This window comes from Erythrobacteraceae bacterium WH01K (assembly GCA_027941995.1).
Lineage (GTDB): Bacteria > Pseudomonadota > Alphaproteobacteria > Sphingomonadales > Sphingomonadaceae > CAJXSN01.
On sequence record CP115966.1, the window covers coordinates 2,646,860 to 2,670,433 of the forward strand.

Genomic DNA, 23,574 nt, shown 5'->3' on the forward strand with positions numbered 1-23,574 from the left:
CTGCGTCTAGCCCGGCAGGACGAGGTCGTTATTGTCCTGCGTGAAGCTGTCCGTCGTCCCAACCGCGTTCAGGTCGGCGGTGAAGAAGTCGTTCTCGTACTGGGCCGTGCCCTGGAACACGAGATCGGCCTGGCGGCGCGGCGTGTTGCCGATGATCGCCGGGTTGAGCGCATCCTCGATCTCGGAATCGGTCCAGGTGGAACCTGCCGAAAGCGAGAACGGCCCGAAGGAATAGCTGCCCTCCAGCTCTACCCCGAATGCTTCGTAGGTGTTGTCCGTCAGCAGCAGCGGAGCGATCTCGACATTGGTTTCCGCCGTCCTGGCATAGAATGCCGTGGCGTAAAGTCGCACGCCGGCGCCCTGGTACTTGAGGCCGCCTTCCAGCTGATCGACATCGGCAATCACGCCGCTGTCGCCGCCGGGCGTATCGCCGGTGCCGGTGCTGACTGCGGGCGAGAACAGGCTTCGATCGGCCGTGTGACGTCCGCCCTGGCTGTGGCGCGCGAAGGTCGAGAGGTCGTCGCTCAGCAGGTAGTTCGCACCGATCGAGAACGACAGGTAGCCGAAGTCGTAATCGACGGGGGCGAAGCTGTCCGGCTGGATCCAGCTGGTCTGCGCCTCTGCCGGCGAAATCGTGCCGTCACCGTTGAAGTCGACGCTGACCACGCCCGGACGGGCCGAGACGCCCGTATCGGGGCCGCCGATCCGTCCCTTGGCCGTGCCGAAATCGTAGCGCACGCTGCCATCCAGCGTCAGCGCGCCAAATTCGCCCGATACCGACAGGAACGGAGCGTAGGTCTTGTAGGTGACATCGTAGATGCGGCGGCAGCAATTGCCGAAGAAGCTGGCACCGTAGCCGACATTGCCGCCTTGCGTGACGAGATCGCCATTCGCGTCGCGAACATCGAGCAGCACGGCATTGCCGTCGCCTTGCGTCATCTGAAGATGCGAGGTCCACAGCCAGGTCGTGTTGACCTCCTGCTCGCTGGCATAGAGGCCCGCCGTGATCGCGCCGCTGCCGCTACCCCAGTCGAGATCTCGCGACAGGCGCAGGTCGTTGGAGATGTTCCGCAGGCCGTTCAGGCGGGTGTTGAACAGGACGATCTGGCTGACGATACCGTTGTCGCCGAGGGCTGCAAAATTGGCGACCGTCTGCCCCTGGCTCGGCCCGCTGGCGAAGACGAGGCTGGACCCCGGGCCACCAATGCCGTCGGCCACCCCCTGCGCGTCGCCCGCGCTGGCCGGGAACGGCGAGAGGAACCCGCCCTTGTTATCCGCGACCCGGAACCGCTCGGTCACCGTCCACCCGTCGAAATCGACCTCCGCTTCGAAGCCGACGGCGACCGATTCCACTTCCAGCCCGTTCCGGAAATCGAAATTGTCCACCCGGTTGTCGCGGCCCAGCGTTACCGGATCGGTTCAGTACTGCGACTGAAGCGCGTCGGTCGCGGGGTCGAAATTGGCGATCGGGGTGTAGTCCGGATTGTCCGCCGTGCCGTTCACCATGACCGGCTGCGGCAGGAAGGTCGCCGTCCGGTCATTCAGGTACTTGCCGTAGAACCGGATATAGCCGGCATCGAATTCGCGGGTGTAGTTCGCCTTCACCTGGCCGCCCTGGAACCCGTCATAGCCGATGTCGCGGGGACCTTCGCCCTGGCGGTAGAAGCCGCCGATATGGATCAGGTCCACGTCGCTGAGCGCGGTACCGTAGTCGAAGTCCACGCGATTTGTGTCGAAATCCAGCCCGGTGCTGAGCACGATCGCGCCGCCTTCCTCGCGGCCGGTCTTCGAGATGAAGTTGATGATGCCGCCCGGCGAGTTGGAGGCGCACGTGGAGGCAGAGCCGCCGCGAATGGCCTCGACCCGGCCGACGGAGCGGTCGGCGCGGATGAAATTGTCGGAGTTGCCGAAGACGATGTCACCGAATTCGAGGACCGGCAGGCCGTCTTCCTGAAGCTGGATGTAGCGCGCGCCGCCGGTCGAGACCGGGATGCCGCGCACCGCGATATTGGCATTGCCTTCACCGCCCGACACCTCGGAACGGATGCCGGGAATCTGGCGAATGAAATCGCCGGAAAACCGCGTCTTTCGCTGCTGCGAGTCATCGAAATGAATATCGGCTTCTTCGGCCTGCAGTTCGGTTTCGGACTGCAGCAGGCCAATATGGGCCCGATCTACGGCTTCCCCGGTGCAGAGGAAAAGACGATGCCGCTCCTGTGGCTTGCCGGGCCGATGACGGGGCTTCTCGTCCAACCGATCATCGGCGCGATGAGCGACCGGACCAATTCACGCTTGGGTCGCCGCACGCCGTATTTCCTGATCGGCGCCATCATCTGCTCGATCAGCCTGTTCCTGATGACCTATTCCAGTGCGCTCTGGATGGCAGCCTCTTTGCTCTGGATCCTGGATGCCGGCAACAACATCACGATGGAACCCTACCGCGCCCATGTGGCCGACCGGCTGGTCCCGGACCAGCGTTCGACCCGCTTCCTGACGCAAAGCGCGTTTACCGGCCTCGCGCAGACGCTTTCCTATCTCGCGCCGACCCTGCTGACAGCCTTCGTGGCGCAGGACGTGCTGGATGCGAACGGCATTCCGGTTATCGTGAAAATCGCCTTCATCATCGGGGCCATCCTGTCGATCAGCACCATCGTATGGTCGGTATGGCGCGTGCCCGGGCTGCTGTTGAGCGAGGAGATGAATGCCGATCTCGAGGCGAAGCCCATGACGATTGCGGCAACCTCGTCCGAAATCGTGTCCGCAATCTGAGAAATGCCCCGCGCGATGCGGCAATTGTCGGTCGCGATGCTGTGCCAGTGGTACGCCATGTTCGCCTATTGGCAGTACATTACCTTTGCCGTCGGGCGTTCGCTCTATGACACGTCCGACCCTTCCAGCGCCGCCTTCCGCGAGGCAACACTCACGACGCAGCAGGCAGGCGCATCGTACAATTTCATCGCCTTTCTCGGTGCGCTGGCGCTGATACCCATCGTCCGCAGGTTGGGAGCGCGGCTGGTCACCGCCATCTGCCTGACCGCATCGGGCGTTGCGATGCTGATGATCCCCGGGGTCGAGACGACAGCGGCCCTGTTCATCCTGATGCTGAGGCGCGTCATCCCCGACAAGGATGAGGACTGCCTGGACCGGTTCATCGGTTCGGGACTGGTCGATGGCGTTATCGTCATCGGGCAGTCCGACCAGTTCGACCGCATCGAGGATGTCGCCGACGGCTATCTGCCGATGGTGGTCTGGGGCAACCACCAGGAAGGCCAGCGCCACTGTGTCGTCGGCACCGACAACGTGCTGGGCGGCAAGCTGGCAGCGGAGCGGCTGATCGCGGCAGGCTGCACGTCCCTCGCTTTCATGGGCGAAACGCAGGCCATCGAATTCGCCGCACGCCATACGGGTGCGAAGGCGGTCGCGGACGAGCGCGGTGTTCCGATCCGCCAGTGGGCGACGCATCTTAGTTCTGAAAAGGCCGCCGGCGACATAGCCCGGCATCTCGAGCGTCATGCGGGCGAAATCGATGGTATATTTGCAACGACAGACATGATCGCGATCGCAGGCCTGAAGCAATTGAAGGAACGCGGCGTGGATGTGCCGGGTTCGATCAAGCTCATCGGCTTCGACGATCTTGCCGATATCCCCCGCGCTCACCACCATCCGGCAGGACATTGCCGCCGGTGCGCGCGGGCTGGTCGACCTGCTGCTGAGACGCATGGGCGGCGACGATACCGACAGCCTGGTCCTGCCTCCGCAGCTGATTATCCGGCAAACCGCCTGACGACCAAAGCCGGGGCCCCTGCTCCGACGCTCAGACGCCGAACTGGCGCTCTATCCCGGGGTCGAGGTAGCGCGAGACGTGCGCGGCATCTTCGGGACACAATTGTTCGTGGCGCACGGGCTCGAACGGCCGGTTATCCTGCCCCTTGTAGGAGGTAACGGGCACGAAGTCGCCGCGCATGGGCGTGCCGCTGGCCTCGGCAACTCGGCGCACGACCTGCTGCGGCTCGGCAACCAGTTGCGCTTGAGAGAGCAAGGCGTGCCCCCGCGCACGGGCGGTGACGTCGATCCAGTTACCAAGCTTGGCCGTCCGCATGGCGATGGCATTGGCGAACGGACTGCCGGTATCGGGACACATTTCTTCCGCGATGGGCTTTCCGAAATTGGGATGTCCTTCCTCCACGCCCCAGAAATCGTCGTCCCACACGCTGCGCCATTCGGCGCGAATGAACTCGGCGAAATCCAGTTGCTTCAGTTCCGGCACGACGTGCCACGGCTTTGCGTGAAGGCTGCGCAGCCATTCACTCGCTTCCCGGGCAATCACGACGACGAAAACGTCATCGGGGATGGCGACGCCGGGCGGCACGAGCCAGTGCTTGAAACCGAACGCCTCTGTGAACTCCAGCTCTGACAAGTTGCGCTCCAGTAGCTTGATGAGTGCGTTCGTTCCGCTGCATCGCTGGCCGTATACCTGGAAGCGCGTAAAAGTGCCGTTGTTCAACCGTACCTCCTGAAAAGCCCGAGCGCCCTAGCCCGCGTTCCCTAGCCTTTCCGCTTGATCGATGTTGCATGGTCGCAACGCTTTTGCGCGACAAGCGTCGGTGTCCCGATGATCGAGACACTCTCCAAAGAAAAAGTTCCGGACCACGGGACGGACATCCTCGCGGCGACACTGCGCGAACATATCGCGGCAGACGATTTTCCCTGCGTGGGTGCGAAGTCCGCCCTTGCCACGAACCGCCTGAAGATCCTGACGGCGCGTTCGCTTGTCAGCGGTTGGAACGATATCGAGATACACCAGGCACTGCTGGGCTGGAGCCGAGACTATGCCGACGATCCCACCGGCCTGCGCAGCCTGGCGGTGGTTTTCGGCGGACCCGGCAATCTGGACGAAGCGGAGTTCGAGGCCGCCATGTGGGAACGGCTCAATTCGCTCGCGGCGAAGGATGACTGGCGCGGCCAGAAATACGATCCCGAAGTCAGCAGCGATCCCGCCGATCCCCATTTCTCCATGAGTTTCGGGGGAAAGGCGTATTTCGTCGTCGGGATGCATCCGGCAGCATCGCGAACCGCCCGCCGCGCGCCCTTCCCCACGCTGGTCTTCAACCTGCACGACCAGTTCGAAGCCCTGCGCGCATCGCAGCGTTACGAGCGGATGCGCGAAACCATCCTGAAGCGGGACGAAAACCTCGATGGCTCGATCAACCCGATGCTGTCGCGGCACGGAACCATCAGCGAAGCCCGGCAATATAGCGGCCGCGTCGTGGATGATGACTGGCAATGCCCCTTTTCCGATCCAAGGAACGAGCGATGAACCGTATCGAGCCGCGCACCGGCACTGCTATCGAACTGTCGAAGCGGCAGGTCCTGACCGTGATCGATCCCGAGGGCGGGCAGGTCAGCGACCTGCTCGCCGTGTCGCGGACGGACCCCGGCGAAATCCTCTCCAACGGGCGGACTTTCGACTATGAAGAGCGGATCATGCTGACCACGGGCGCGCGGCTATGGTCCAACCGGTCGAACCCCATGCTGACGATCCTGGAAGATACGGCCCCTGCCCATGATTTCCTGCTGACGCCCTGTTCGGAGGACACGTTCCACCATTTCTATCCCGACAAGCCTGTCCATCGCGGCTGTTTCGGGAACCTTGCAGAAGCGCTGGAGCCCTACGGCGTAGACCGGGACGCGATCCCTACGGCCTTCAACGTATTCATGAATGTGCCCGTGGCACGCGCCGGGACACTGTCCGTCGAACCGCCCCAATCGGTGCCCGGAACCCGGACGAGCTTCCGGGCCGAGATGGACCTGGTGATCGGACTGACGGCTTGCGCGGCCTATGCTTCGAATGGCGGTACGTTCAAGCCGATCGACTACGATGTGAGCGGTTAGGCGATGCTGGACATTCTCGAATGGTATGGCGCCATTTCGGGCGTCGTGGCAGCGCTGGTAGTTGCATCGAACGTGACTACGCGCATTACCGGATGGGCATTTGTCCTGTTCGTGACGTCTTCGATGGCGCTGATTGCCTGGGGTTTCCTCAGCGATGATGCCAGCGGGATCGGCTGGCAGAATGTCGCACTGCTGATGATCAATCTGTGGGGCGTCTTTCGCTATCTCGGCCCGCAAGGCGCGCGGGAAACCGGTACTTTGTCGGCTGCCCGGGAACCTGGCGGACGAAAAACCCATCCATGACACCTTACGGATAGCCCTGAATGACCAAACCCATTGCCTTTTTCGCGCATCATCAGGGACGCGGTCACGCGAACCGGATCATGGCGATCATGGAGCATATTCCCGCCGCGCGTCCGGCAACCATCATGACCGCCGCGCCTTCGCAGTTCGACGAACGCCCACGCGAGGCGGACATCATCGAATTGCCGAACATGATCGGCGCGCCATCGCGCAGTCCGGCCCTGCACGACCAGCCGACGCCCGGCATGATGCACTGCGTCCCGCTGGGCGTGGACGAAATGCGCCGCCACATGGGACGGATCGCCGCGACGCTACAGGACATCGATCCGGCGCTTTTCGTCATCGACGTCTCGGCGGAAATTGCGCTCCTGTCACGTATCATGAGCGTGCCTGCGGTCACGATCCGCATGCATGGCGACCGTGAGGATACAGGGCACGTCGCGGGCTACGAAGCCTGTGTCGCCATGCTCGCCCCGTTCGACGAACGCATGGAACAGGCGAGTTACCCCGAGGCGCTGCGCAGCCGCACCTTGTACACCGGCGGGCTGTGCACCACCCGCGATCCCTTGCGCGAGCGCGCAGAGGCACGGGCACGCCTCGGCCTCGACGCCGAGAGGCCGGTGACGCTCGTCATCGCAGGCGGGGGCGGATCGGGAACGCCTTACGCTCCGCTGACAGTCGCGGCCCGTGCAGAACCGGACACGCTCTGGCTGGTCGCCGGGCCGGTCCACCGCGAAGGACACGAAACCGATTTCGGCAATTTGCGCGAACTGGGCTGGATCGACAATCTGACCGACTACCTGTGCGCGGCCGACCGGGTGATCGCGTCGGCGGGCGATAACACCGTCCACGAGATCGCGCGTGCCGGCAAACCGTTCCTGTGCATCCCGGAATGGCGCTATTTCGACGAACAACAGGCAAAGGCCAGGGAACTGGCCCGGCTGGGCGCGGCGGTCATGCGGGAAACCTGGCCGGCATCGAACCCGGAATGGCGGAAGGCGCTGGCCGAAACGGATGCGTTGGATACATCGCTCCTGTCCTCTCTGCATGACGAGGATGCCGCGCGAAAGGCGGCGCACTGGCTGGAGGATACGGCAGACCGCCTGTGGGCCGCGGACTGATCCGGCGCGGCCCGGCAAGCCTCAACTGAACAGGACATCCCCGCCCTGCCGGGTCGCGGCAATCTCGTCTTCACCGGGCGGGCGCAGAACCTCTATGCTCTCCGCATCGCGGCGCAGCAAGCCGCGCTTCTCGAAATCGTCGAGCCAGTATTCCATGCACCATTCGCCCCACAGCGAGCGGTAACGCCGGGCATTGGCCACGATGGTGTCGAAATGCTGCAGGGGCGGCTTGTGTACGTGGTGATGCTGATGGAAGCACACCGTCCCGCCGATCCAGTACAGCCTCGCACCCCAATGCTTCAGCCGCTGGCCGAGATCGGTCTCCTCCGCGCCATAGCCGATATAGTCCTCGTCCATTCCGCCTGCCGCACTCCATGTGCGCGCGGACATGATGAAAGCCAGTCCCCACAACTCGCCGAAATCGGCGATCGGCAGGAAGGGTTCGTCCGCAACCGGACGCTTGCTCGGATGGCGCACACCGGTTTCGTGAAGACGCGGATAGTCCGGCAATCCATCCGGCTGCCGCCAGCCATCCCGATTTGCCGGCAGGTATCGTACCTCGGGCAGGAACACGCCGTTCTCACCGTAGGCATCCGCTTCGGCCGCACGCTTCACGAATTCGGGATCCGGAATGCAATCGACATCGAGGAAGGCGAGTACGTCGCCCTGCGCCGTCTCCGCCGCCCGGTTGCGCGCAGTGGCCAGCGGCATGGGTTCGCCGTCCACCCGGACCAGGCGGACCGGAAATTTGAGATCCGTTTCGATGTGTGGTGGGTCGGGCTGCATATGCGCGACGACCAGTTCGTCAGGCGGAAAGACCTGTGCCTTCAACCCGGCGACGAGGTGGTCGAGATGCCCCTGCCGCCCGCGCACCAGCGTCAGGACGGAAACGGATCGGTAGGTGCTCACCAGCTTCCCACTTCCTGATAATGGCGCACGCCTTCCAGCACTCCGGCAGCGAAATGCCCCTTTGCCCTGTAAGCGTGGGACAGCGACGGGTCCTGCGCCAGCCCGTCACTGGCGTTGCCGACAAGGATCGGGAACGGGCAGGCCCGCAGCATGGTGAGGTCGTTGCCGCTGTCGCCGGCGACAACGACACGAGACTGGGTCAGCGAGAGAACCTCCACCACATGGGCCACCGCGGGCCCCTTGCCCGAGCCTTCCGAGAGGAGGTCGAGATAGCGGCCATGGCTTGCCACGACTTCCGCGCGAAGCCCTTCGGCATGCAGGGCCTTGCCGACGCTGTCCACATCCCGGCCATCGAGAAAATAACTGGCCTTGCCGGCATGCTGTTCCAGCAAGGCCTGGGGACGAAGGCCAAAGCTGTCCGCGAAAGCGCGAATGTCCCGGTCCTGCCAGCCTGTTTCGACCTGTTTGCGCCAGGCCTCGTCCTCGCGATACCGGCGGGTTTCCTGGTCGTACCAGTGAATACGTGTGCCGACGCTGCTGATGATGACGTCGGGCGTCGGCACGCCCTCTGCCGCCAGGATCGCCTGCGCGCTGTGGAAGCTTCGCCCGGTGGCGATGCCCAGCGCGATCCTGCCCGAATTCTCCGATTGCCAACCCAGGAATTCGCGCAAGGCTTCACGGTCGCCCAGCAGCGTGTTGTCGATGTCGCAGATCAGGATCCGGTCCCAGTCCGGCGCCGGCTTCGCAGGGCCGGTAATCTCGAGCACCAGGCGGTGATAGAGTGCACAATGCGACTTCCAGTCATAGGCCGCGACCGCCTGTCCGCCTGAGGAGGCGTAGCGAATCCACTTGCGCCTGTCGGTCACGATGGAACGGCACGCGTTGGCGATTGCCGCCGGGTCGCGCGGGCAGACGAGCTCGCCATTATTGCAACGCTCGATAATATCGTTGGGCCCCCCGCTGTCCGTGGCGACGACCGGCACACGCGACGCCGCCGCTTCCAGCAGGGTAAGTCCGAAGGGTTCGTTCAATGCTGGGTTGACGAACACACCGCCGCTTTCCCGCGCCATCGCATAATAGGCAGGGATGTCGGCCGGTTCGTGGTCCTTGGGATAGGCGACCTTGCCATAAAGATCGTGCCGGTCGACCGCCTCGATGATCTCCTGCATGACCTCGCGGCATTCCTGCTCCAGCTCGCTCAGGACCGTTCGGCATCCTGCCACGATCACGAGATTGGCGGCAGCCTGCAGGGCGGGGTCGGCGGCGTAGGCCTCTACCAGTCCCAGCAGGTTCTTCTTTCGCACGGGCCGCGCGATGGCGAGCAGCATCGGCTTTTCCGGATCGCGGAGAAATTTCGAGATATCGCTGCGCACCTTGTCGCTGGGCTGGGCCGCCTCGAACCTGGAGAGTGTACAGCCGGGCGGAATGACCCGGATGCGGCCCGCTTCGATGGATGCGTAATGCGCATATTGCGCCTCGGCCTCGTCGCGCGAACTGGCGATCACGGCATCCGCGCACTCCAGCGCGCGCTCTTCTACCGCGATGCGGCGATCGAGGCTTGCATCCGTCGAGCCGTTCACTTCCCGCTTCACCGCGCCAAGAGAATGGCCGGTAAAGACATAGGGTATGCCCCGCTCCTCCTTCGCATGGCGCGCCAGGATACCCGCATCGGCGTAATGCGCGTGAATGAGGTCCGGTTTCTCGTCCAGCGCATCGATATACCGCAGGAATGCGTCGCACAGCTGCTCGTGCCGTTCGTGCAGGCGTTCCTTGGGCAGGTAGGCGGGGTCCCCATCGTCCAGCCGCACGAGCCGGATCTTGTCGCTGACCTCGCCGCACTGCGCCTCGAACCGCGAGCCCAGGCTGGCATCGGTAAATCCGCGCGTCACGATATCCAGCCGCTCCACTTCCGGATCACGCGCACTCGCGCAAGCGAGCTCCAGCAGATAGGTGATGTGACCGCCCGTATCGGCAGTGATGCCATAGGGGACATCAGACAGAGCAAGGCACCCTTGTAAGGCGATATGACAAACAAACATCGACGCACTCCTGCTACGCCGTTACCGATGGTTTCAACCCGCCCAAGTTCCTCGAAATCAAAGTGATAAATGTTGGCTCCATGCGAATAGCCCACGTCGCCCCGGTCATTCACCCGGTCCCGCCAGCGACCTATGGCGGCACCGAACGGGTCATCGCCGACCTTGCCGCCGCGCAGATCACGAAGGGTCACGAGGTCACGCTGTTCGGACCGGCCGAATCCACGCTCCCCGGGGTGCAGCAGGTCGGCGATTACCGCTCGCTCTCGTGGTACGAAGCGGCGCATGGAAACGTGCCACCGGGCCTGCCCGCAGTGCTGGAGGCGCAATTGCTGCGTGACCTGATGGCCCATGCGCCGGGGCACGACATCATCCACCTACACGGATCAGCCCATGCGAGCGCCGCTGCCGGAGCGTGCGGCATCCCCGTCTTCCGGACGATCCACTGGCGCGCCGACGAACTGGATCATGTCGAGCACTTCCGTGCTTTCCCGCAGGAACGCGTGATCGCCATTTCCCAGAGCCAGGGAGAGGTGGTGCCGCCTGAAAGCCTTGCCGGAGTGGTTCATCACGGGATGCCCGTGACCCGCTACAGGAAGGGCGAAGGCGAAGGGCAGCACCTCGCCTTCCTCGGCCGGATGACGGACCAGAAGCGGCCCGATCGCGCCATCGCGCTGGCGAAGGAAACGGGCCGCGAATTGCATTTGGCGGGGCCCGTCGATCCGGGGAACCCGGACTATTTCGACCGGGTCGTGCGGCCCGAACTTAGCGGAGGCATACGCCATGTCGGCAGCGTGGACGATGCCGGGAAACAGGCACTGCTCGGCAGTGCCGCCGCGCTTGTCTTTCCCATCGACTGGCCCGAACCCTTCGGCCTCGTCATGATCGAAGCCATGGCCTGTGGCACCCCGGTTATCGCATGGCGGCGCGGCAGCGTGCCCGAAGTCGTGGAGGACGGGCTGACCGGTATCGTCGTGGACAGCGGGGAGGAGGCGGCAGCGCGCATGGACGAAGTCGCCGCGCTCGACCGTGACCTGATCCGCCGGCGGTTCGAAGAACGCTTCTCCAGCGATCGGATGGCACAGGACACGCTGGCCCTGTACCGCGTAGCGCTTCAGTCGCGGTCCTCGAACGACTCCAGCGCCAGCTCACCCTCGCCATAGAGATAGTCGCCGCGAAACTCGCCGAGGCGCTTCAGTTCCTCCTCGTCGAGGATCTTGATGTGCCCGTCGCCGGACAATTCCAGCACGCCCCGCTCCTTCAGAATGCGGAAGCTGCGATTGGCATGCACGGCAGTGATGCCGCAGGCCTCTGCGTAATCGCGCTGCAGCAGCGTCACCGGAAGCGTCTGCCCGTCATACAGGCCCACAAACCTGTGCCGCTCCACGATTTCGGAAATCAGGTGGGCAATGCGGCCTTCCGCGTTCAGCCGCCCCAGCCGGAAAATCCATTCCCGGTGCATGGCAGCATCGAGCAGGGTGGAGAACCAGAGCGCACGGGCGAGATGGGCCGATCGCCCGATGAGTTCAGCAATCGCCGAATGCGGCACTTCTGCAAGATGCACGCGGCCAAGGGCAGCCGTACTGTGATCGAGGCGCTTGAGGGGAAAACCGTGGAGGTCGACAAAATCGCCCGAGAAATTAAGCCCGACCAGTTGGCGGACGCCGCGCCTGTCGTCGAGATGCCGCAGGACAGTCCCGTCGATGATGTAATAGGAATGGTCCACCCGCGTCCCGCGCTGCACCAGCGTCTGGCGCGCGTCCAGATAGAAGGTCCTGGAAACGGCGTCTTCCAGCCACTGTTTTTCCTCTTCCGAAAGTTCGTGACGCAGGCGGCCCTTCAGAAAAAGTTTCGTATGCAATTCGTACAACTCCGGCAGAACGCGACCTCACATGTCGGCTAGCCAAGCGTATAGCGACTGTCAAAAGCCGGGCATACAACCTCGATCAATATCCTGCGTGCGCACTTCGAAGCGCTCGAGGGCGGCAATCGCGAAGATGCAGGCGGGCGTTCGTAAGGGATGCGCCGCGGGCTTCTTTCCGGACAGAGGTGGTGCCGCTCAGAGGATTCGAACCTCTGACCCCATCATTACGAATTGGGGTGAAAAGTCCGACAAATAATATTATTATCAGGGTTTTATATGCCAAAGACGACTTTCTGGGCTATCGAGCCCAAGGATCACCCAAATGGCTTGACTGCTGAATGCAACGCTTTCCTACTGAAAGCACTTTCGAAGGATCAAAAGCGGAGATCGAAACCACTCCGGACCCGCTCCAGTTCGGCAGAATGTTCGGAATCGCTTAACGGTCATGGAAAGCGGACTGGCAGCTAACGCCCCCTAATTTCGGTCGTAGCGGAGTAAACGCGCTAGCGTCGAAACCGGTCATTCAAGGTGTAATGGACCACGTTAACTTTGCGCCCCTCGATCCGGTCGTCGAAACCGATCAGCGCGGCGCCCGAAAGGAGAGATTCATCCGCCCTTGGCCTTTGTATCTAATTTTCGACTGGCTTGTCAGGACAGCGTTTCTGTTTCGTTTCATGCTGATGCCAATAAAAAAGTGTCAGGATTCTCGTACTTGGCAATTCACGCCTGTGATGGCTGGACTGTATTGCGATCCGGGTCGCCCCGTGCGCCGCCATTCTCCAGCACGTTATAATTAATTCGTCGGATATTTAGGCCACGACGAAATATCCCGGAGAAGGGGCTTTTTGGCAAACCACAGAAGCGCGATCGCACAAGGCTCAGGATCCGCGGCCGATTGGGCTCAAGATTGCAGCTAAGAGCTCAAAGGCTTTCCTGCTGCAGTATCGATTGGACCTGCGTGAGACGCCGGATGGATGCTTCACCATTGGACCTGATGGAAGCCCATGGAGCGCTGTGACTGCGCGGGAAGAAAAGAAAAAGGGTGCCAGTGGAAGTCGGGGCGGGAAAGATCAAAGAGAGTGCTTCAAAGACCTACAAATAGAGAATGTTAAGCATTTTGAGCGAAAGGCAAGTTCCATCAACCAGATTGGAGCGATCATGCTTACCCTCCGTCTCCCGCTTGCCACGGCGCTAGCCGCCTGCCTAATCCCGACGCCTGTATTCGCCCATGCGGGTGTTGCAATTAGCTCGTCAGCAGTGATGGAGTTGCGGGTCTATATACCACCGATCGCTGACAGCCTGCGCGCAGCCGAGACCGGTGCAAACGGAATCTGGACCGTCAAGGGCGAGCATGGCGGCCTCATGATCGCGCTCGACAGCGAGGGCACGGCGGAATCGAGGGTAACGATCTACAGTCGCGAAAGCGCTGCGTTCAACGTCTTCTGGGACAGCGCGGATATGCGGCAGGCCGGTACGGCGGATAGCGGATCGCTTGGCCAACTGGCTATTAAGAGCTTTGCCGTACCCAAGGGCCCCGAACTGGTTCGCACCTTTACGATCACGCCGCTGTAACCTGGTTGGGGTTACCAGTAGCGCCAAAGCAGCGCACCGGCAGTCTGAACTGCGAGTTCGGGCTGTACATCTCAGCGCCTCCATATCGATTCGCTTGACCGGTGCGGGGCCGCCGCGATCTCGCGGGCTCGCCGCTGCCTCGTCCTCACTCCCGCAATATCGCGCAATCCACTGTTTTCGTTCACGTAACTTGTAAATGTGCGCTGCGTGCACGAAACATGGTTAAGGTAAATTGACTCTCTGAACATAACCTTTAGGGTCCTAGAACAACGATAACGGTCGCACGATATCACTGCTTCTCTGGGGGTTATGGTTTTGCGACCGCTTTTGTTATTTATCCTTTTCCTGCTGCCGACAGCTGCCAACGCTCAGCTCGCGATCGACCGTCTTTGGGTCGACATGGATGATGGCAGGACGAGCCGCGCCGATCTCGTGGTGCGCAACGAAAGCCCTGACGTCTATTACGTCACCGTCACCGCGAGCGAGATCGTGGCTCCTGGAACCGTCGAGGAGGAGCGCAAGGTTCTGACCGATCCCGAGGCACTGGGATTGTTGGTGACGCCGAACCGCATCGTTCTTCGCCCGGAGGAAATGCGGGCCATCCGCATCGTGTCGCTTAACCGGGATCTCGCGACAGATCGGATTTACCGTGTCAATGTGACGCCCCAGATAGGCGAGCTTTCCCTGGCGGACGAATCTGCCGAGAATCGCGGTATCGCGCTCAAGCTCCTGGCGGCATTCGATGTTCTCGTCACGGTGCGCCCGGAAGATTCCGCAAGTAGCCTGAGCGCCCAGAGGCTCGGAAATACGCTGCGCCTCAGCAATGAGGGCAATACAAATCTCCTGTTGCTGCAGGGATCGGTGTGTCCTGCAAGCGGGGCCGCGCTGTCGGACGAAACGCGCGCCCACTACCTCGCGCAGATGGCGGTCCCGGACGAGAGCGTTGCCGAAGAAGCGGCGCAGGACGGACCGGTCGAACTGGCGATCGACGAGGACGGCTGCACGAAGATTCCCGGACGGCGGATGTATCCGGGCAATACCTGGGACATCGTCGCGGCGGTTGGCGAGCATGTGCGTTTCCAGTCGCGCCGCCGTGCTTCAGAGAATTTCCGGGAACTCATCGTGCGCTGCGAGAGCGCATCACCCAATGAACCCAATTCCGACTTTTGCCGCTCGGCAAGAGTGGAGGCTGACGCGGGAGCAGCCATGATACTTCCGTAATTGCAACCTGAGGAAACTACTATGAAGAAGCTACTTATCGCGGCTGCCGCCATTGCCATGGCCAGCCCCGCCATGGCCGCTACCGACGGAAGCCTGTCGACGACCGACAGCACCGGCACGCTGGACGTAACCGTCAACATTCCGGAAATGGTCCGCATTTCGGGTCTCGACGATCTGACGATCGACATCACTCCGGCTTCGCTGACGAGCCCGTTTTTCAGCAACTCGACCGAATCCAGCTCGTTCTGCGTCTATTCGAACGATGGTCCGGACGGCGAGTATTCGCTGACGGTCAATGCTTCGGCCAGCGGCGTGTCGGGTTCGCCCTACGCTCTGAGCGGTCCGGAACAGTTGCCTTACTCGATCTTCGCCGGCGACGAACAATCGGGCGCACCGTCTTTCGTCTACCAGTTCCCGGGCAAGGTTAACACTTTCTCGGCGAATGCCGATGGTCTTGGTCGTCCCACGACCCTCGACTGCACCAATCGCGGCGACAACGCGATCATCCGTGCGCGTGTCGACAATGACGATGCGATCGCGGTGCAGGCCGGTACCTACACCGACACAATCACCGTGACGGTTGCGGTCATTTAAACCGAAATCGAGACCGGCCGGAGGAATTTGCGGTTTTCCGGCCGGTTCTCACCTGAGGAGCCGAGGGTTTGGGATGAAAAGCTTAATTCTTTCTTATGCAGCGGCAAGCCTTACCATTGCAACGCCCGTCATGGCGTCCGAATCCTACGCTTCCCTCGACTTTTCCGGTTCACGCTCGCTAACGACGAACTGGTATGGCGAGGATGGAATTGAATTGAAGACGAAAGTCTGCCTGTTCAGTTCGACAGGCACTTTCCGACTTGAAATCGTTGGCGGCGCAGGGATGGCCGCTCTTGAACGAGATGCCCGACAGCAGATCGTCCTGAAAACCTTCGATGGCCAGGTCCAATCCGCCGAGCTTGGCGCTGCAGGAACCGTGATTTTCACGGGTCGATCCCCGGCAGACAGCAATTGCTTGGGCGGCGAGTTTGCCGAGCTTTCGATCGAGATTTCCGAACGAGAACTCGGCGCCGCTACGGCCGGTCAATACACCGATCAGTTGCAGTTCCTGATCGCACCTGTCTAATTCTCATCAAGGCTCGGGGGAACATTGTTGAGAAACGGTTTGCTTTACTGCGGTATCGCGGTCGCGGCACTGGCTGTCGCCGACATGCCCGCGCATGCGCAAGAGGCGGGCGAGGATCAGCCGGAACGGCCGGCTATCATCATTTCCGACGAAGCGCCTCCAGGTTTCGAAGACGTCGACAGCAGTATCGAGACGCTTTTCGATGTCCGTTTCGCCGGCCGGACGATTGGCAGCACGCCCATACTCCTTGACGACGGGCGCGTTACCTTTCTCGACGTGGAAGGGTTCGCCGCGCTGTTGCCAGACCGGGTGGACCGTGCGGCCGTCACCGCCTTCTTCTCCCAACCCGTCTCCTCGAACGAGACGCTGCGCTGCCTGCCCGGGCGCACAGCCGATTGTGGCACGTTGCCGACCGGCGAAAGCGGCGTGATCGTTACGCCTGAGACATTCGCCCTTGAGGTCTTCCTCAGCCAGAGGTTCTTCACCGCGCTCGATGATGCGCCGGTATATCTCGGGCCGCCAATTTCAGGTCCATCCCTCCTCCAGACGGCGCTCCTCTCGCTCAGCACGGATCGCGGCGACCTTGGGCGTGTCCAGTTCGGCGCAACGCTCGACACCATCGCGAGTGTCGGCAGAACGAGCCTTGTGGCTCAGACCCTTTTGCGAGCGGACGGTTCCAACCTCCAACGCCTGTTCGGGCAGCGATACTGGGGCGAACGCCGAGCGGCAGCAGGGCTGCTGCAGGACGAACAGTCTCTCACATTCCGGTCATACCGGGTCGTGGGCGGCGAATTCGGGTCTTTCTTCGGCACCCGGCTGGCCGACGATCTGGGACAAAGCACGCCCATCGAGATCGTCCTGCCGCGCAGGGCGACCGTCGAGGTCTATCGCGACAACGTACTCGTCCATACCGTCCAGCTCGAAGCTGGATTACAGAGGATCCCGACGGGCAACCTTCCTTCGGGCTCCTATCCCTTGCGGATCGTCGCACGCGACGGGGGCGAGATTCTCCTGGAGGAGTCGCGTGTTTTCACACGCGTGTCTGGTCTTCCGCCTGCCGACAAGCTGGCATTCAACCTGAGAGCGGGGGTGCGCGCGCGTGAGTCGTTCTTCGGCGGCTTCGGGCTGGCCGGAACGCGAAATGAGAGCTTCCTGCCACAGTTGACCGATGAGCTTATAGTCAGCGCTAGCGCCGGACGACGGATCGGACGTGCATCCGCGCTGCTGGGCCAAGCCTTGTTCGTTGCCGATGCTGGCTTTGCAGAATTGGGGTTTCTCACCACCCGCAACCGCATCCAGGGCTTATTGGCTGCATCTGCCGGCACAGACGGATCATATTCCGTGGCGGTCAACGGAAGTTTCAGCCTGCTCGATGTCGATTTCGATCTGAGCGCGCGGCACACCCGCAACAGCGACGACCTTCGCATAGGGCAGGTTTTCGACGAAGAATTCAGACCATATTTCCGTTCGGAAGACATTCTTACCGCCAGCGCGAATTTCAGGGTCGCGGGTGGCAATCTCTCGCTGAGCGGCTCCTATTCGCGTTCTCCGCGACTGGACGACCGCTATTCGGTCGGCGCGCGCTACAACCGCGTGCTCGATATCGGGGGCGCCGGGGGGGCGCGCCTGACGGCCTTCGGGATCAAGACGACAGACGATATGCGCTTCGGCTTGACGGTCTCTTTCTTCCGCCGCATTTCGCCCCGTACGACCGCTTTCTTCGGGGGAGGAGTGGAGTACCGCGACAGCGACAATCGCTTTGGCCAGCCGAACGGAATATTCCCGGTCGTCGAGGGGCGCATTTCCCGCAACGACCAGCTCGGCACGATCGATCTGCTTACCCAGGCCGGCGCCTCGACCGACGCCGATCGGCACCGCGTTTTCGCCTCGGCCGATCTCACCTCGAACCTGGGCCTAGCTGACGTCGTGGTGGATTGGGAGGATCGCCGTGGAGCAGGCAGTTCGGGTCTCGCGGCCACGGCCAACGCGTTCACCGGCTTTACCTTCGGCGATCGGGGTTTCAGGGCCGGTGTGACCGATCCCGGCGGTACGGCGGCCGTCCGCGTCTCGATCGACAAGAGCGCCATTCCCGCCGCCCTCGACGACGGGCTGGAAGATATCGGTTCCTACACCGTGATTATCGGCAACCAGGCGGTCGCCGAATTTGCCCCGGACGAGACTTCCACAATCGTGCTGCCGCCCTTCCGGAATTATTCGATCAAGCTCCAGCCGGAGCAGGCGCCGCCTTATATCGTGGACCTTAACAGGCGAGAAGCCCCGCTCTATCCGGGCAACGTGGTCGACCTCGCCTTCCCGGCCAGGGTTGGCCTGACCCTGTTCGGACAGCTGGTCGACGAGCAGACAAACCCCATTGCCAATGCGCGCATTGCTGCCGGCACCGACACGACTATGACGGACGATCAGGGATATTTCCTGGTGACCGGGCCTTACGATGGGAATTTGGAAGCGGTCACTAGCGAGGGGCGTCGATGCGAAGCCTTGGGCGTGGCGCAGCTATTCGAACAGATGCAGGCTAGCCGTCATAAAACCTATCTGCGCCTCGGCCCGATAATCTGCCGCTGAAACTTGCAAAGCTAGCTGCAATCGGCCCATCGCAAGAAAGCTAGTGACGCTTCGAACGACCGGTCCTTGCTTTGAGCCTCGTGCACATTCCGCCGCCCGCGCATTCTTCGAAGCCCAATACCACGCGCAGATGTCACTCGTGCCTCCGCCGGTGCCCAAGATGGGATAAGGATTCTTCGTTTCGACTTAGAAAAACCAGTCGGGGATCTCACCGCGCGCTACGAGTACTGCCGATTCTGCGATCGGTCGTGACTGGTCATATCTTCGCATGGGTCGTGGATTGAAGCACACAACGAAGTGCGGTCCATTGCTCAAGATCCACCTCATGATTGCAGCTCAATTTCGTTAGAGCGTCTCCATGATAAAGTACAGAATTCGCAAGTAATCTTGCAGACCCATTTTGGTGTCGAAGGTCCACTTCAACATCCACCGATCAGCAAAGCGGACATTCAGCTGACGGCCCATGAATGGACATCTGAGGTATGATCAAATTGAATGGGTGCAAGGTGGGTCGAGCCCCGCTTTCCTGCGCAAAGCGCCCACACAGGACCCAAACACGAGGCCAGCCGAAGGCGCTTTCTGCTTGAAGTCTTGGGCTTTCCTACTGGAAGAGGTGGTGCCGCTTAGAGGATTCGAACCTCTGACCCCATCATTACGAATGCATTGGAAGTTCAGAACGAAAAGTGAGGAATTCCGGGGTTTCCATCCCCTAGCCTAGCGCGAATGGTTCCTTCACCCACATAATACCCAGGATCCACACCAGTACGATCAGGTCGATTTCCTACTGGAAGCTCCTTCATAGCGAAAGAATCCCGAAAGTGACCTGCGCTCCCCCTCAAGGTGAACTCCGAAGCATCAAATTTTGATCGCCAGTCGAGCCTCTCGCGACAGCCACGACGATCCTCTTTGCTTCTCCTCCCTCGCATTAGGGGCGACGGTCAATCATCCCCCTCCGTTATTGCCAAGTGCAATGCGTCAAAACTCGGCATTGCCTGTTCGAGTAACATCACCGCTTCATCAAAAACTCGGATCGCGGCGGATAGATCGTTTTGTTCGAAGCCTTGAGCAAGTTCCTCGGCGTCGATCTGCATAAGGAGGTGAAACGTGGTGCCGTCTTGTATGAAGTTGAGGCCTCTGAGTCTGTCGATCGCGCTCTTTTCGCCTTCATAAATAGGCAAGAGTTTCGACTTCGATCCAGACGTGGAGAATTGTAAGGCCGCATGCGGTGGGCCAGCTACGAAATTAGCCAACCAGCTATTGTAGTCGTCACCACCCAAAGTGACTGTGTCGAACCAAGCTTCGGTACGCCTCTTCCTGCCGCCCTCAGAGGTCCACCTCTGGGGACAGAACCATCCATCCCAAGGGGTTCCGTCAGAAAAGTACCAATCGTTCTTCCGAAAAACTCTTTCGAACGCCTCATTCCACTCGATCGATAGGCGCTCATCAATCGAATTCTCGGCATGGTGCATCGCGGCCTCAACATCCCGAATATGTCGGACTATAGCTGCACTAAGCTGGGTATTCTGATTGTTCATCTAAGCTCCCTTAAAGCCTCTCTAGATGATCAGCAAAACACTCGATCAACCAGCTCTGCTTTGAATTTGGATCTTCCGTCTCGGTCACACATTGACGCGCCGCCGCAGCGATATCGCGCCAGGATATCGAGCCAACTCCACTGGCCCGTCGCCCATCAGTCGTAAGATAAACGACGCAGTGCTTTTTGCCGTCTATCCCCAACCGAGCAGCCCGCGCTGCTATGACCGCACGATAGTCTTCTAGCTGGTTCTCGCGCACATCAGCGTCGATCTTCGCTTCAATTCCAATCAGGAATTTTTCACTTTCGATGGTGATGTCCACGCGATCGGATTGCATGCCGGTCGGACAATGTTCCGTCCGCACAAGGTAATGAGCCGCAAGCTCTTCACTTGTTGGGAGCGCAGAATTGCTCCCTCTTATCCGCTCAATGACCGAAGCCAAGAATGCCGAAGCTAGCGTGCCGGTGATGCGCTTGTCCCAGAGCTGGGCCAACACTGCGCAGTTACGAACTTCATAGCGCCCGACCCCCGCCATAGCCCATGGGTTTGCAGTGAAGCGTCGTCGTTCCTCATCAAGAAGAGGTTGCAGCTGTTTCAAGGCATCTGATAGCCGGTGTGGATCGCACGACTGAGCTGATCGCGCTTTAGGAGCTGAAGGAGGGCGCGCCCGGGCAAGCAGAGGTCTCAAGTCCCTGATCGTCTCTAGAAATTGCTTCGACGTCAGCATGGTAGGCTAGCTTCCCAAGTTGTGCCCGTCATCTACCATAGTCCCGTCGGTGATAAGCAGCCTTTCAGCCATGTCCAGAGAGCCACCATCTGAAAACTCTATGTGAGCCTAAAACAAGACAGAACCCGTTGAAACAATCGATGACCCTTAAAAAAAATCCCTCATAAGATAAAGCCCCGGACCCACTTGGCGAAAGCCGAGCAGGTCCGGGGCGAGGTAGGTTAGTCATGTACTCGGTAGCGGCCATCAGCACCCCGAACCCACTCATGCCGTTCGGGATTGCGGCCTGCGCTCTTGTTGAGGATTAGGCCGACATAGCGCTTGTCGAGACCAAGGCCAGAAACCGTCGAGACAATCTCTGGCCCCTTATCGATGCCGCTTTCGATACAGGCTTTGATGAGCGCAACCACCTGATCTGGCTTGTTGCATTTGCTTCGGATAAGGTAGTCACGGAGGGTGGCGAGCCTCATTGGCTTACTCCCTTCGTCATTCCGGCCGCCCCCGCCTCCACGGCGGCCAGCAGCGTGTCGTTAGCCAAATGTGAGTAGCGCATTGTGCTCTTGTGGTCGGAATGTCCGAGCACTCTCCCGACGGCGAACAGGTCTATACCTGCGTTGATCATGAAGCTTGCAGCACTATGCCGAAGGTCATGGATGCGCAGGTCCGGCAGCCGCGCCTTCCTCCTCGCCGTCTGCCACGAATGCTTGAGGGTCACGTAGGGCTCAAGTGTGTCAGGATTGGGCAAGACGTGATGCCGATCGCCGGGGTTGAAAGCGGAACGTGTCTCGACCGCCCATTCTTAGAGGTCTTAATGGTCCACTGACGTTTGGTAACGTCAATATCCTGCCACTGAGCATTTAGGAGCTCGGATAGCATAAGCGTTACCTTGGCGAGTTCGACACCGAATGGGTCATTATCCAAGCCAAAGAATTGCAGTGGACTGATGCCGCTGATTAGCTTTGCCTGTTTCTGGAACTCGGAAACGCTGAATTCCTGTTTCAAACGAAGCATGATGCGCAGATCGAGCCGCGCCATTTCGCGGAAGGCAACATACAAGAAATTGCCGCTGCCGCAGGCGGGGTCGAGCACTCGAAATGTCCGCAATTCCTTGCGCAACTCAATCAGGTCGGTTTTGGTTTTGGCAGCGTCAATCCGAGCCATCCAAGGCCTAACGATGGTTGGCCCGACTATCCTTTCAATATCGGGCTCGGACGTAAAATGCCTGCCATGCTGATGCTGGGTTTTTGCACCCATGCTCTGCTCGAACAAAGTCCCGTAGATCGCCGGGTTGACCTTGGTCCAGAGCTGAGAAGCTGCGCCATTTTCACCGCCAAGAAGCTCAAGCTCGTATTCGGTTAGCTCCGTATCGACTGTCTCCGAAAATAGCCCTCCATTGAAGTAGGGCACGCCCGCAAATCGGCCGTGCTTGGCGGAGGTTTTGCTGTTCATCTGGTGGAACAGGCCATTGAGGAGATCATGGGAAGACTGCCCATTCTCCAAGCAGTCTCGCACTATCCCAGTTATGGTGCTTGCTGGCAGAAGATCTATGTCTTCTGCAAACATAGCGATCACAAGCTGCAGTGTAAGACGCTGCGCGTCCTCACGAGACAATCTGGTCGCTTGAGGACGGAGCGTGAGCTCTCTGTAAAGCTCGGCCATTTGATGCGCCGCACGCCTCGAGACGGCTTCTCGATCATTGTCGAAGATCGGTGCCTTCTCGATCGAGAACATGAAGTTGAAAGCCGGATAGCGCGTATGAAGACCGCCCAATGAGACCTGATCGACTGGCCCATTTAGCTGCCGATCAAAATCATAAATCCAGAACTCGTCGAAGTTACACAGGACCACGTAGCGCGGACGATTTGGAACTGTATTAACAATATTCGAATGCTTGTCGGTAATGGAATTGAAGTTTGGTTCCTCTCTTCTTCATTTCGATGAGAACGCGTGGTTTCCAAAGGAGGTCAGCGAATGCCGTCCCTTTATTATCGTTCTTTTTGATGCGGTGCTCTAGCGTCGCTCCGGCTTCCTTGTGCCCTTTGTGACCAAAAGCGATGAAGAGACGGTCAAGGAATACTTGAGCCTCGCCCTTTTCATCGCCCGTGATATGATCACTGACATAGTTTTGAAAATCTGAAAGTGAATCAACGATCTGTGACACGGGACCCCCTGCAACACTCTTATGCGAGAAGGTCAAACGCTTGGCAATTGGCTGAGTGCGCCAGGAATGATTGTAGGGTTACGAACGCCTGTAGATTTTGCTACAAAACTGGCTTTCCGCAAACGGCCGAATATGAGCCATCCATTAAAGAGGGCGCAAAATGGGCCGAGCCCAACAGTCCTACCCAAGGCGCCCCACACAGGACCCAAACACGAGGCCAGCCGAAGGCGCTTTCTGCTTGAAGTCTTGGGCTTTCCTACTGGAAGAGGTGGTGCCGCTTAGAGGATTCGAACCTCTGACCCCATCATTACGAATGATGTGCTCTACCAACTGAGCTAAAGCGGCGCCCGGGCGGTGTGGTGTCCGCCCTATCGTATCCGACCCTGCCGAACGGAAGGAAACTGGAGGCCCGAGCCGGAATCGAACCGGCGTACACGGATTTGCAATCCGCTGCGTCACCACTCCGCCATCGGGCCAACCGGAACGGGCAGTCAGCAAAAACCGCCTGCCTGTATGTCGGAAAGCGCGCC

The 23,574-nt window shown here is 60.5% G+C and carries 22 protein-coding genes, 2 tRNA genes and 2 pseudogenes; 12 read left to right on the plus strand and 14 right to left on the minus strand.

From position 1 onward, the window contains the following. Positions 1–6: 6 nt before the first annotated feature. Both PF049_13055 and PF049_13060 read right to left on the minus strand, forming a co-directional pair. Positions 7–1,386 (minus strand): hypothetical protein, encoded by a 1,380-nt coding sequence (locus tag PF049_13055; protein WBY16500.1) that lies wholly within the window; start codon positions 1,384–1,386, stop codon positions 7–9. 33 nt (positions 1,387–1,419) lie between these two features. Next, the gene (locus PF049_13060; protein WBY17930.1) at positions 1,420–2,163 is read right to left on the minus strand and encodes a TonB-dependent receptor plug domain-containing protein; all 744 of its coding nucleotides are present in this window, start codon (positions 2,161–2,163) and stop codon (positions 1,420–1,422) included. Between PF049_13060 and PF049_13065 the strand changes: the two are divergent. Next, positions 2,110–3,102 (plus strand): annotated as a pseudogene (locus tag PF049_13065) (MFS transporter). The gene PF049_13060 and the pseudogene PF049_13065 overlap by 54 nt on opposite strands. Next, a pseudogene (locus PF049_13070) lies at positions 3,100–3,784 on the plus strand (substrate-binding domain-containing protein). Before PF049_13065 ends, PF049_13070 begins: the two co-directional pseudogenes overlap by 3 nt. A gap of 30 nt (positions 3,785–3,814) precedes the next feature. Here the strand turns inward: PF049_13070 and PF049_13075 are convergent. Further along, positions 3,815–4,504, minus strand: coding sequence for a hypothetical protein (locus PF049_13075; GenBank protein WBY16501.1), 690 nt, complete (start codon positions 4,502–4,504; stop codon positions 3,815–3,817). Between the two features lie 108 nt (positions 4,505–4,612). Between PF049_13075 and gntA the strand changes: the two genes are divergently transcribed. From gntA to PF049_13095, 4 genes are read left to right on the plus strand one after another with little or no spacing between them, the layout of a single operon-like run. Further along, on the plus strand, positions 4,613–5,317 hold the full coding sequence (gene gntA / locus PF049_13080; protein ID WBY16502.1) for a guanitoxin biosynthesis heme-dependent pre-guanitoxin N-hydroxylase GntA: 705 nt from the start codon (positions 4,613–4,615) through the stop codon (positions 5,315–5,317). Further along, positions 5,314–5,892, plus strand: a complete 579-nt coding sequence (locus PF049_13085) for an urea carboxylase-associated family protein (protein ID WBY16503.1) — start codon at positions 5,314–5,316, stop codon at positions 5,890–5,892. The genes gntA and PF049_13085 overlap by 4 nt, the downstream gene beginning before the upstream one ends. 3 nt (positions 5,893–5,895) lie before the next feature. Continuing rightward, positions 5,896–6,195: a hypothetical protein gene (locus PF049_13090; GenBank protein ID WBY16504.1), complete on the plus strand. Its 300-nt coding sequence runs from the start codon at positions 5,896–5,898 to the stop codon at positions 6,193–6,195. A gap of 20 nt (positions 6,196–6,215) precedes the next feature. Further along, complete coding sequence (locus PF049_13095) at positions 6,216–7,316, plus strand: glycosyltransferase (protein ID WBY16505.1); 1,101 nt, start codon at positions 6,216–6,218, stop codon at positions 7,314–7,316. Positions 7,317–7,337: 21 nt separating this feature from the next. Here the strand turns inward: PF049_13095 and PF049_13100 are convergent, their stop codons facing one another. Both PF049_13100 and PF049_13105 read right to left on the minus strand, forming a co-directional pair. After that, entirely contained in the window at positions 7,338–8,225 is an 888-nt protein-coding gene (locus tag PF049_13100; protein WBY16506.1) for a glycosyltransferase, read from the minus strand. Further along, positions 8,222–10,264: an HAD-IIB family hydrolase gene (locus PF049_13105; protein ID WBY16507.1), complete on the minus strand. Its 2,043-nt coding sequence runs from the start codon at positions 10,262–10,264 to the stop codon at positions 8,222–8,224. Before PF049_13105 ends, PF049_13100 begins: the two co-directional genes overlap by 4 nt. A gap of 80 nt (positions 10,265–10,344) precedes the next feature. Between PF049_13105 and PF049_13110 the strand changes: the two genes are divergently transcribed. Beyond that, positions 10,345–11,424, plus strand: coding sequence for a glycosyltransferase family 4 protein (locus PF049_13110; GenBank protein WBY16508.1), 1,080 nt, complete (start codon positions 10,345–10,347; stop codon positions 11,422–11,424). Here PF049_13110 and PF049_13115 read toward each other — a convergent pair. Next, the gene (locus PF049_13115) at positions 11,376–12,122 is read right to left on the minus strand and encodes a Crp/Fnr family transcriptional regulator (GenBank protein WBY16509.1); all 747 of its coding nucleotides are present in this window, start codon (positions 12,120–12,122) and stop codon (positions 11,376–11,378) included. The genes PF049_13110 and PF049_13115 overlap by 49 nt on opposite strands. 1,161 nt (positions 12,123–13,283) lie before the next feature. On the opposite strand from PF049_13115, the gene PF049_13120 reads away from it, so the two are divergent. The 5 genes from PF049_13120 (at position 13,284) to PF049_13140 (ending at position 18,621) form a co-directional block, all read left to right on the plus strand. Beyond that, on the plus strand, positions 13,284–13,697 hold the full coding sequence (locus PF049_13120; GenBank protein WBY16510.1) for a hypothetical protein: 414 nt from the start codon (positions 13,284–13,286) through the stop codon (positions 13,695–13,697). 309 nt (positions 13,698–14,006) lie between these two features. Further along, the gene (locus tag PF049_13125) at positions 14,007–14,918 is read left to right on the plus strand and encodes a hypothetical protein (protein WBY16511.1); all 912 of its coding nucleotides are present in this window, start codon (positions 14,007–14,009) and stop codon (positions 14,916–14,918) included. Between the two features lie 21 nt (positions 14,919–14,939). Further along, positions 14,940–15,512, plus strand: a complete 573-nt coding sequence (locus tag PF049_13130; protein ID WBY16512.1) for a hypothetical protein — start codon at positions 14,940–14,942, stop codon at positions 15,510–15,512. Between the two features lie 73 nt (positions 15,513–15,585). Continuing rightward, positions 15,586–16,038: a hypothetical protein gene (locus tag PF049_13135; GenBank protein WBY16513.1), complete on the plus strand. Its 453-nt coding sequence runs from the start codon at positions 15,586–15,588 to the stop codon at positions 16,036–16,038. Positions 16,039–16,065: 27 nt separating this feature from the next. Continuing rightward, on the plus strand, positions 16,066–18,621 hold the full coding sequence (locus PF049_13140) for a TcfC E-set like domain-containing protein (protein WBY16514.1): 2,556 nt from the start codon (positions 16,066–16,068) through the stop codon (positions 18,619–18,621). A 938-nt stretch (positions 18,622–19,559) separates the two neighbouring features. Here the strand turns inward: PF049_13140 and PF049_13145 are convergent. The 8 genes from PF049_13145 to PF049_13180 form a co-directional block, all read right to left on the minus strand. After that, a complete protein-coding gene (locus tag PF049_13145) occupies positions 19,560–20,156 on the minus strand; it encodes a hypothetical protein (GenBank protein ID WBY16515.1) in 597 nt (198 codons plus the stop codon). A 10-nt stretch (positions 20,157–20,166) separates the two neighbouring features. Beyond that, positions 20,167–20,754, minus strand: coding sequence for a PD-(D/E)XK nuclease family protein (locus tag PF049_13150; GenBank protein ID WBY16516.1), 588 nt, complete (start codon positions 20,752–20,754; stop codon positions 20,167–20,169). Between the two features lie 350 nt (positions 20,755–21,104). Further along, on the minus strand, positions 21,105–21,353 hold the full coding sequence (locus PF049_13155; protein ID WBY16517.1) for a hypothetical protein: 249 nt from the start codon (positions 21,351–21,353) through the stop codon (positions 21,105–21,107). Further along, complete coding sequence (locus PF049_13160) at positions 21,350–21,598, minus strand: tyrosine-type recombinase/integrase (protein ID WBY16518.1); 249 nt, start codon at positions 21,596–21,598, stop codon at positions 21,350–21,352. Before PF049_13160 ends, PF049_13155 begins: the two co-directional genes overlap by 4 nt. Continuing rightward, positions 21,595–22,731, minus strand: coding sequence for a hypothetical protein (locus PF049_13165; GenBank protein ID WBY16519.1), 1,137 nt, complete (start codon positions 22,729–22,731; stop codon positions 21,595–21,597). The genes PF049_13160 and PF049_13165 overlap by 4 nt, the downstream gene beginning before the upstream one ends. Positions 22,732–22,756: 25 nt before the next feature. Next, positions 22,757–23,044 carry a hypothetical protein gene (locus PF049_13170; protein WBY16520.1) on the minus strand — a complete coding sequence of 96 codons (288 nt, stop codon included), beginning with the start codon at positions 23,042–23,044 and terminating at the stop codon, positions 22,757–22,759. A 269-nt stretch (positions 23,045–23,313) separates the two neighbouring features. Then, positions 23,314–23,389: transfer RNA gene (locus PF049_13175), tRNA-Thr, on the minus strand. 57 nt (positions 23,390–23,446) lie between these two features. Continuing rightward, positions 23,447–23,520: transfer RNA gene (locus PF049_13180), tRNA-Cys, on the minus strand. Positions 23,521–23,574 lie beyond the last annotated feature (54 nt).

What these genes read in the sequence shown, in the direction of transcription:
- gntA (WBY16502.1), top strand. Translation starts at nt 4,613, where the DNA reads ATGATCGAGACACTCTCCAAAGAAAAAGTTCCGGACCACGGGACGGAC.
- PF049_13085 (WBY16503.1), top strand. Translation starts at nt 5,314, where the DNA reads ATGAACCGTATCGAGCCGCGCACCGGCACTGCTATCGAACTGTCGAAG.
- PF049_13090 (WBY16504.1), top strand. Translation starts at nt 5,896, where the DNA reads ATGCTGGACATTCTCGAATGGTATGGCGCCATTTCGGGCGTCGTGGCA.
- PF049_13095 (WBY16505.1), top strand. Translation starts at nt 6,216, where the DNA reads ATGACCAAACCCATTGCCTTTTTCGCGCATCATCAGGGACGCGGTCAC.
- PF049_13105 (WBY16507.1), bottom strand. Translation starts at nt 10,264, where the DNA reads ATGTTTGTTTGTCATATCGCCTTACAAGGGTGCCTTGCTCTGTCTGAT.
- PF049_13110 (WBY16508.1), top strand. Translation starts at nt 10,345, where the DNA reads ATGCGAATAGCCCACGTCGCCCCGGTCATTCACCCGGTCCCGCCAGCG.
- PF049_13120 (WBY16510.1), top strand. Translation starts at nt 13,284, where the DNA reads ATGCTTACCCTCCGTCTCCCGCTTGCCACGGCGCTAGCCGCCTGCCTA.
- PF049_13125 (WBY16511.1), top strand. Translation starts at nt 14,007, where the DNA reads ATGGTTTTGCGACCGCTTTTGTTATTTATCCTTTTCCTGCTGCCGACA.
- PF049_13130 (WBY16512.1), top strand. Translation starts at nt 14,940, where the DNA reads ATGAAGAAGCTACTTATCGCGGCTGCCGCCATTGCCATGGCCAGCCCC.
- PF049_13135 (WBY16513.1), top strand. Translation starts at nt 15,586, where the DNA reads ATGAAAAGCTTAATTCTTTCTTATGCAGCGGCAAGCCTTACCATTGCA.
- PF049_13145 (WBY16515.1), bottom strand. Translation starts at nt 20,156, where the DNA reads ATGAACAATCAGAATACCCAGCTTAGTGCAGCTATAGTCCGACATATT.
- PF049_13155 (WBY16517.1), bottom strand. Translation starts at nt 21,353, where the DNA reads ATGAGGCTCGCCACCCTCCGTGACTACCTTATCCGAAGCAAATGCAAC.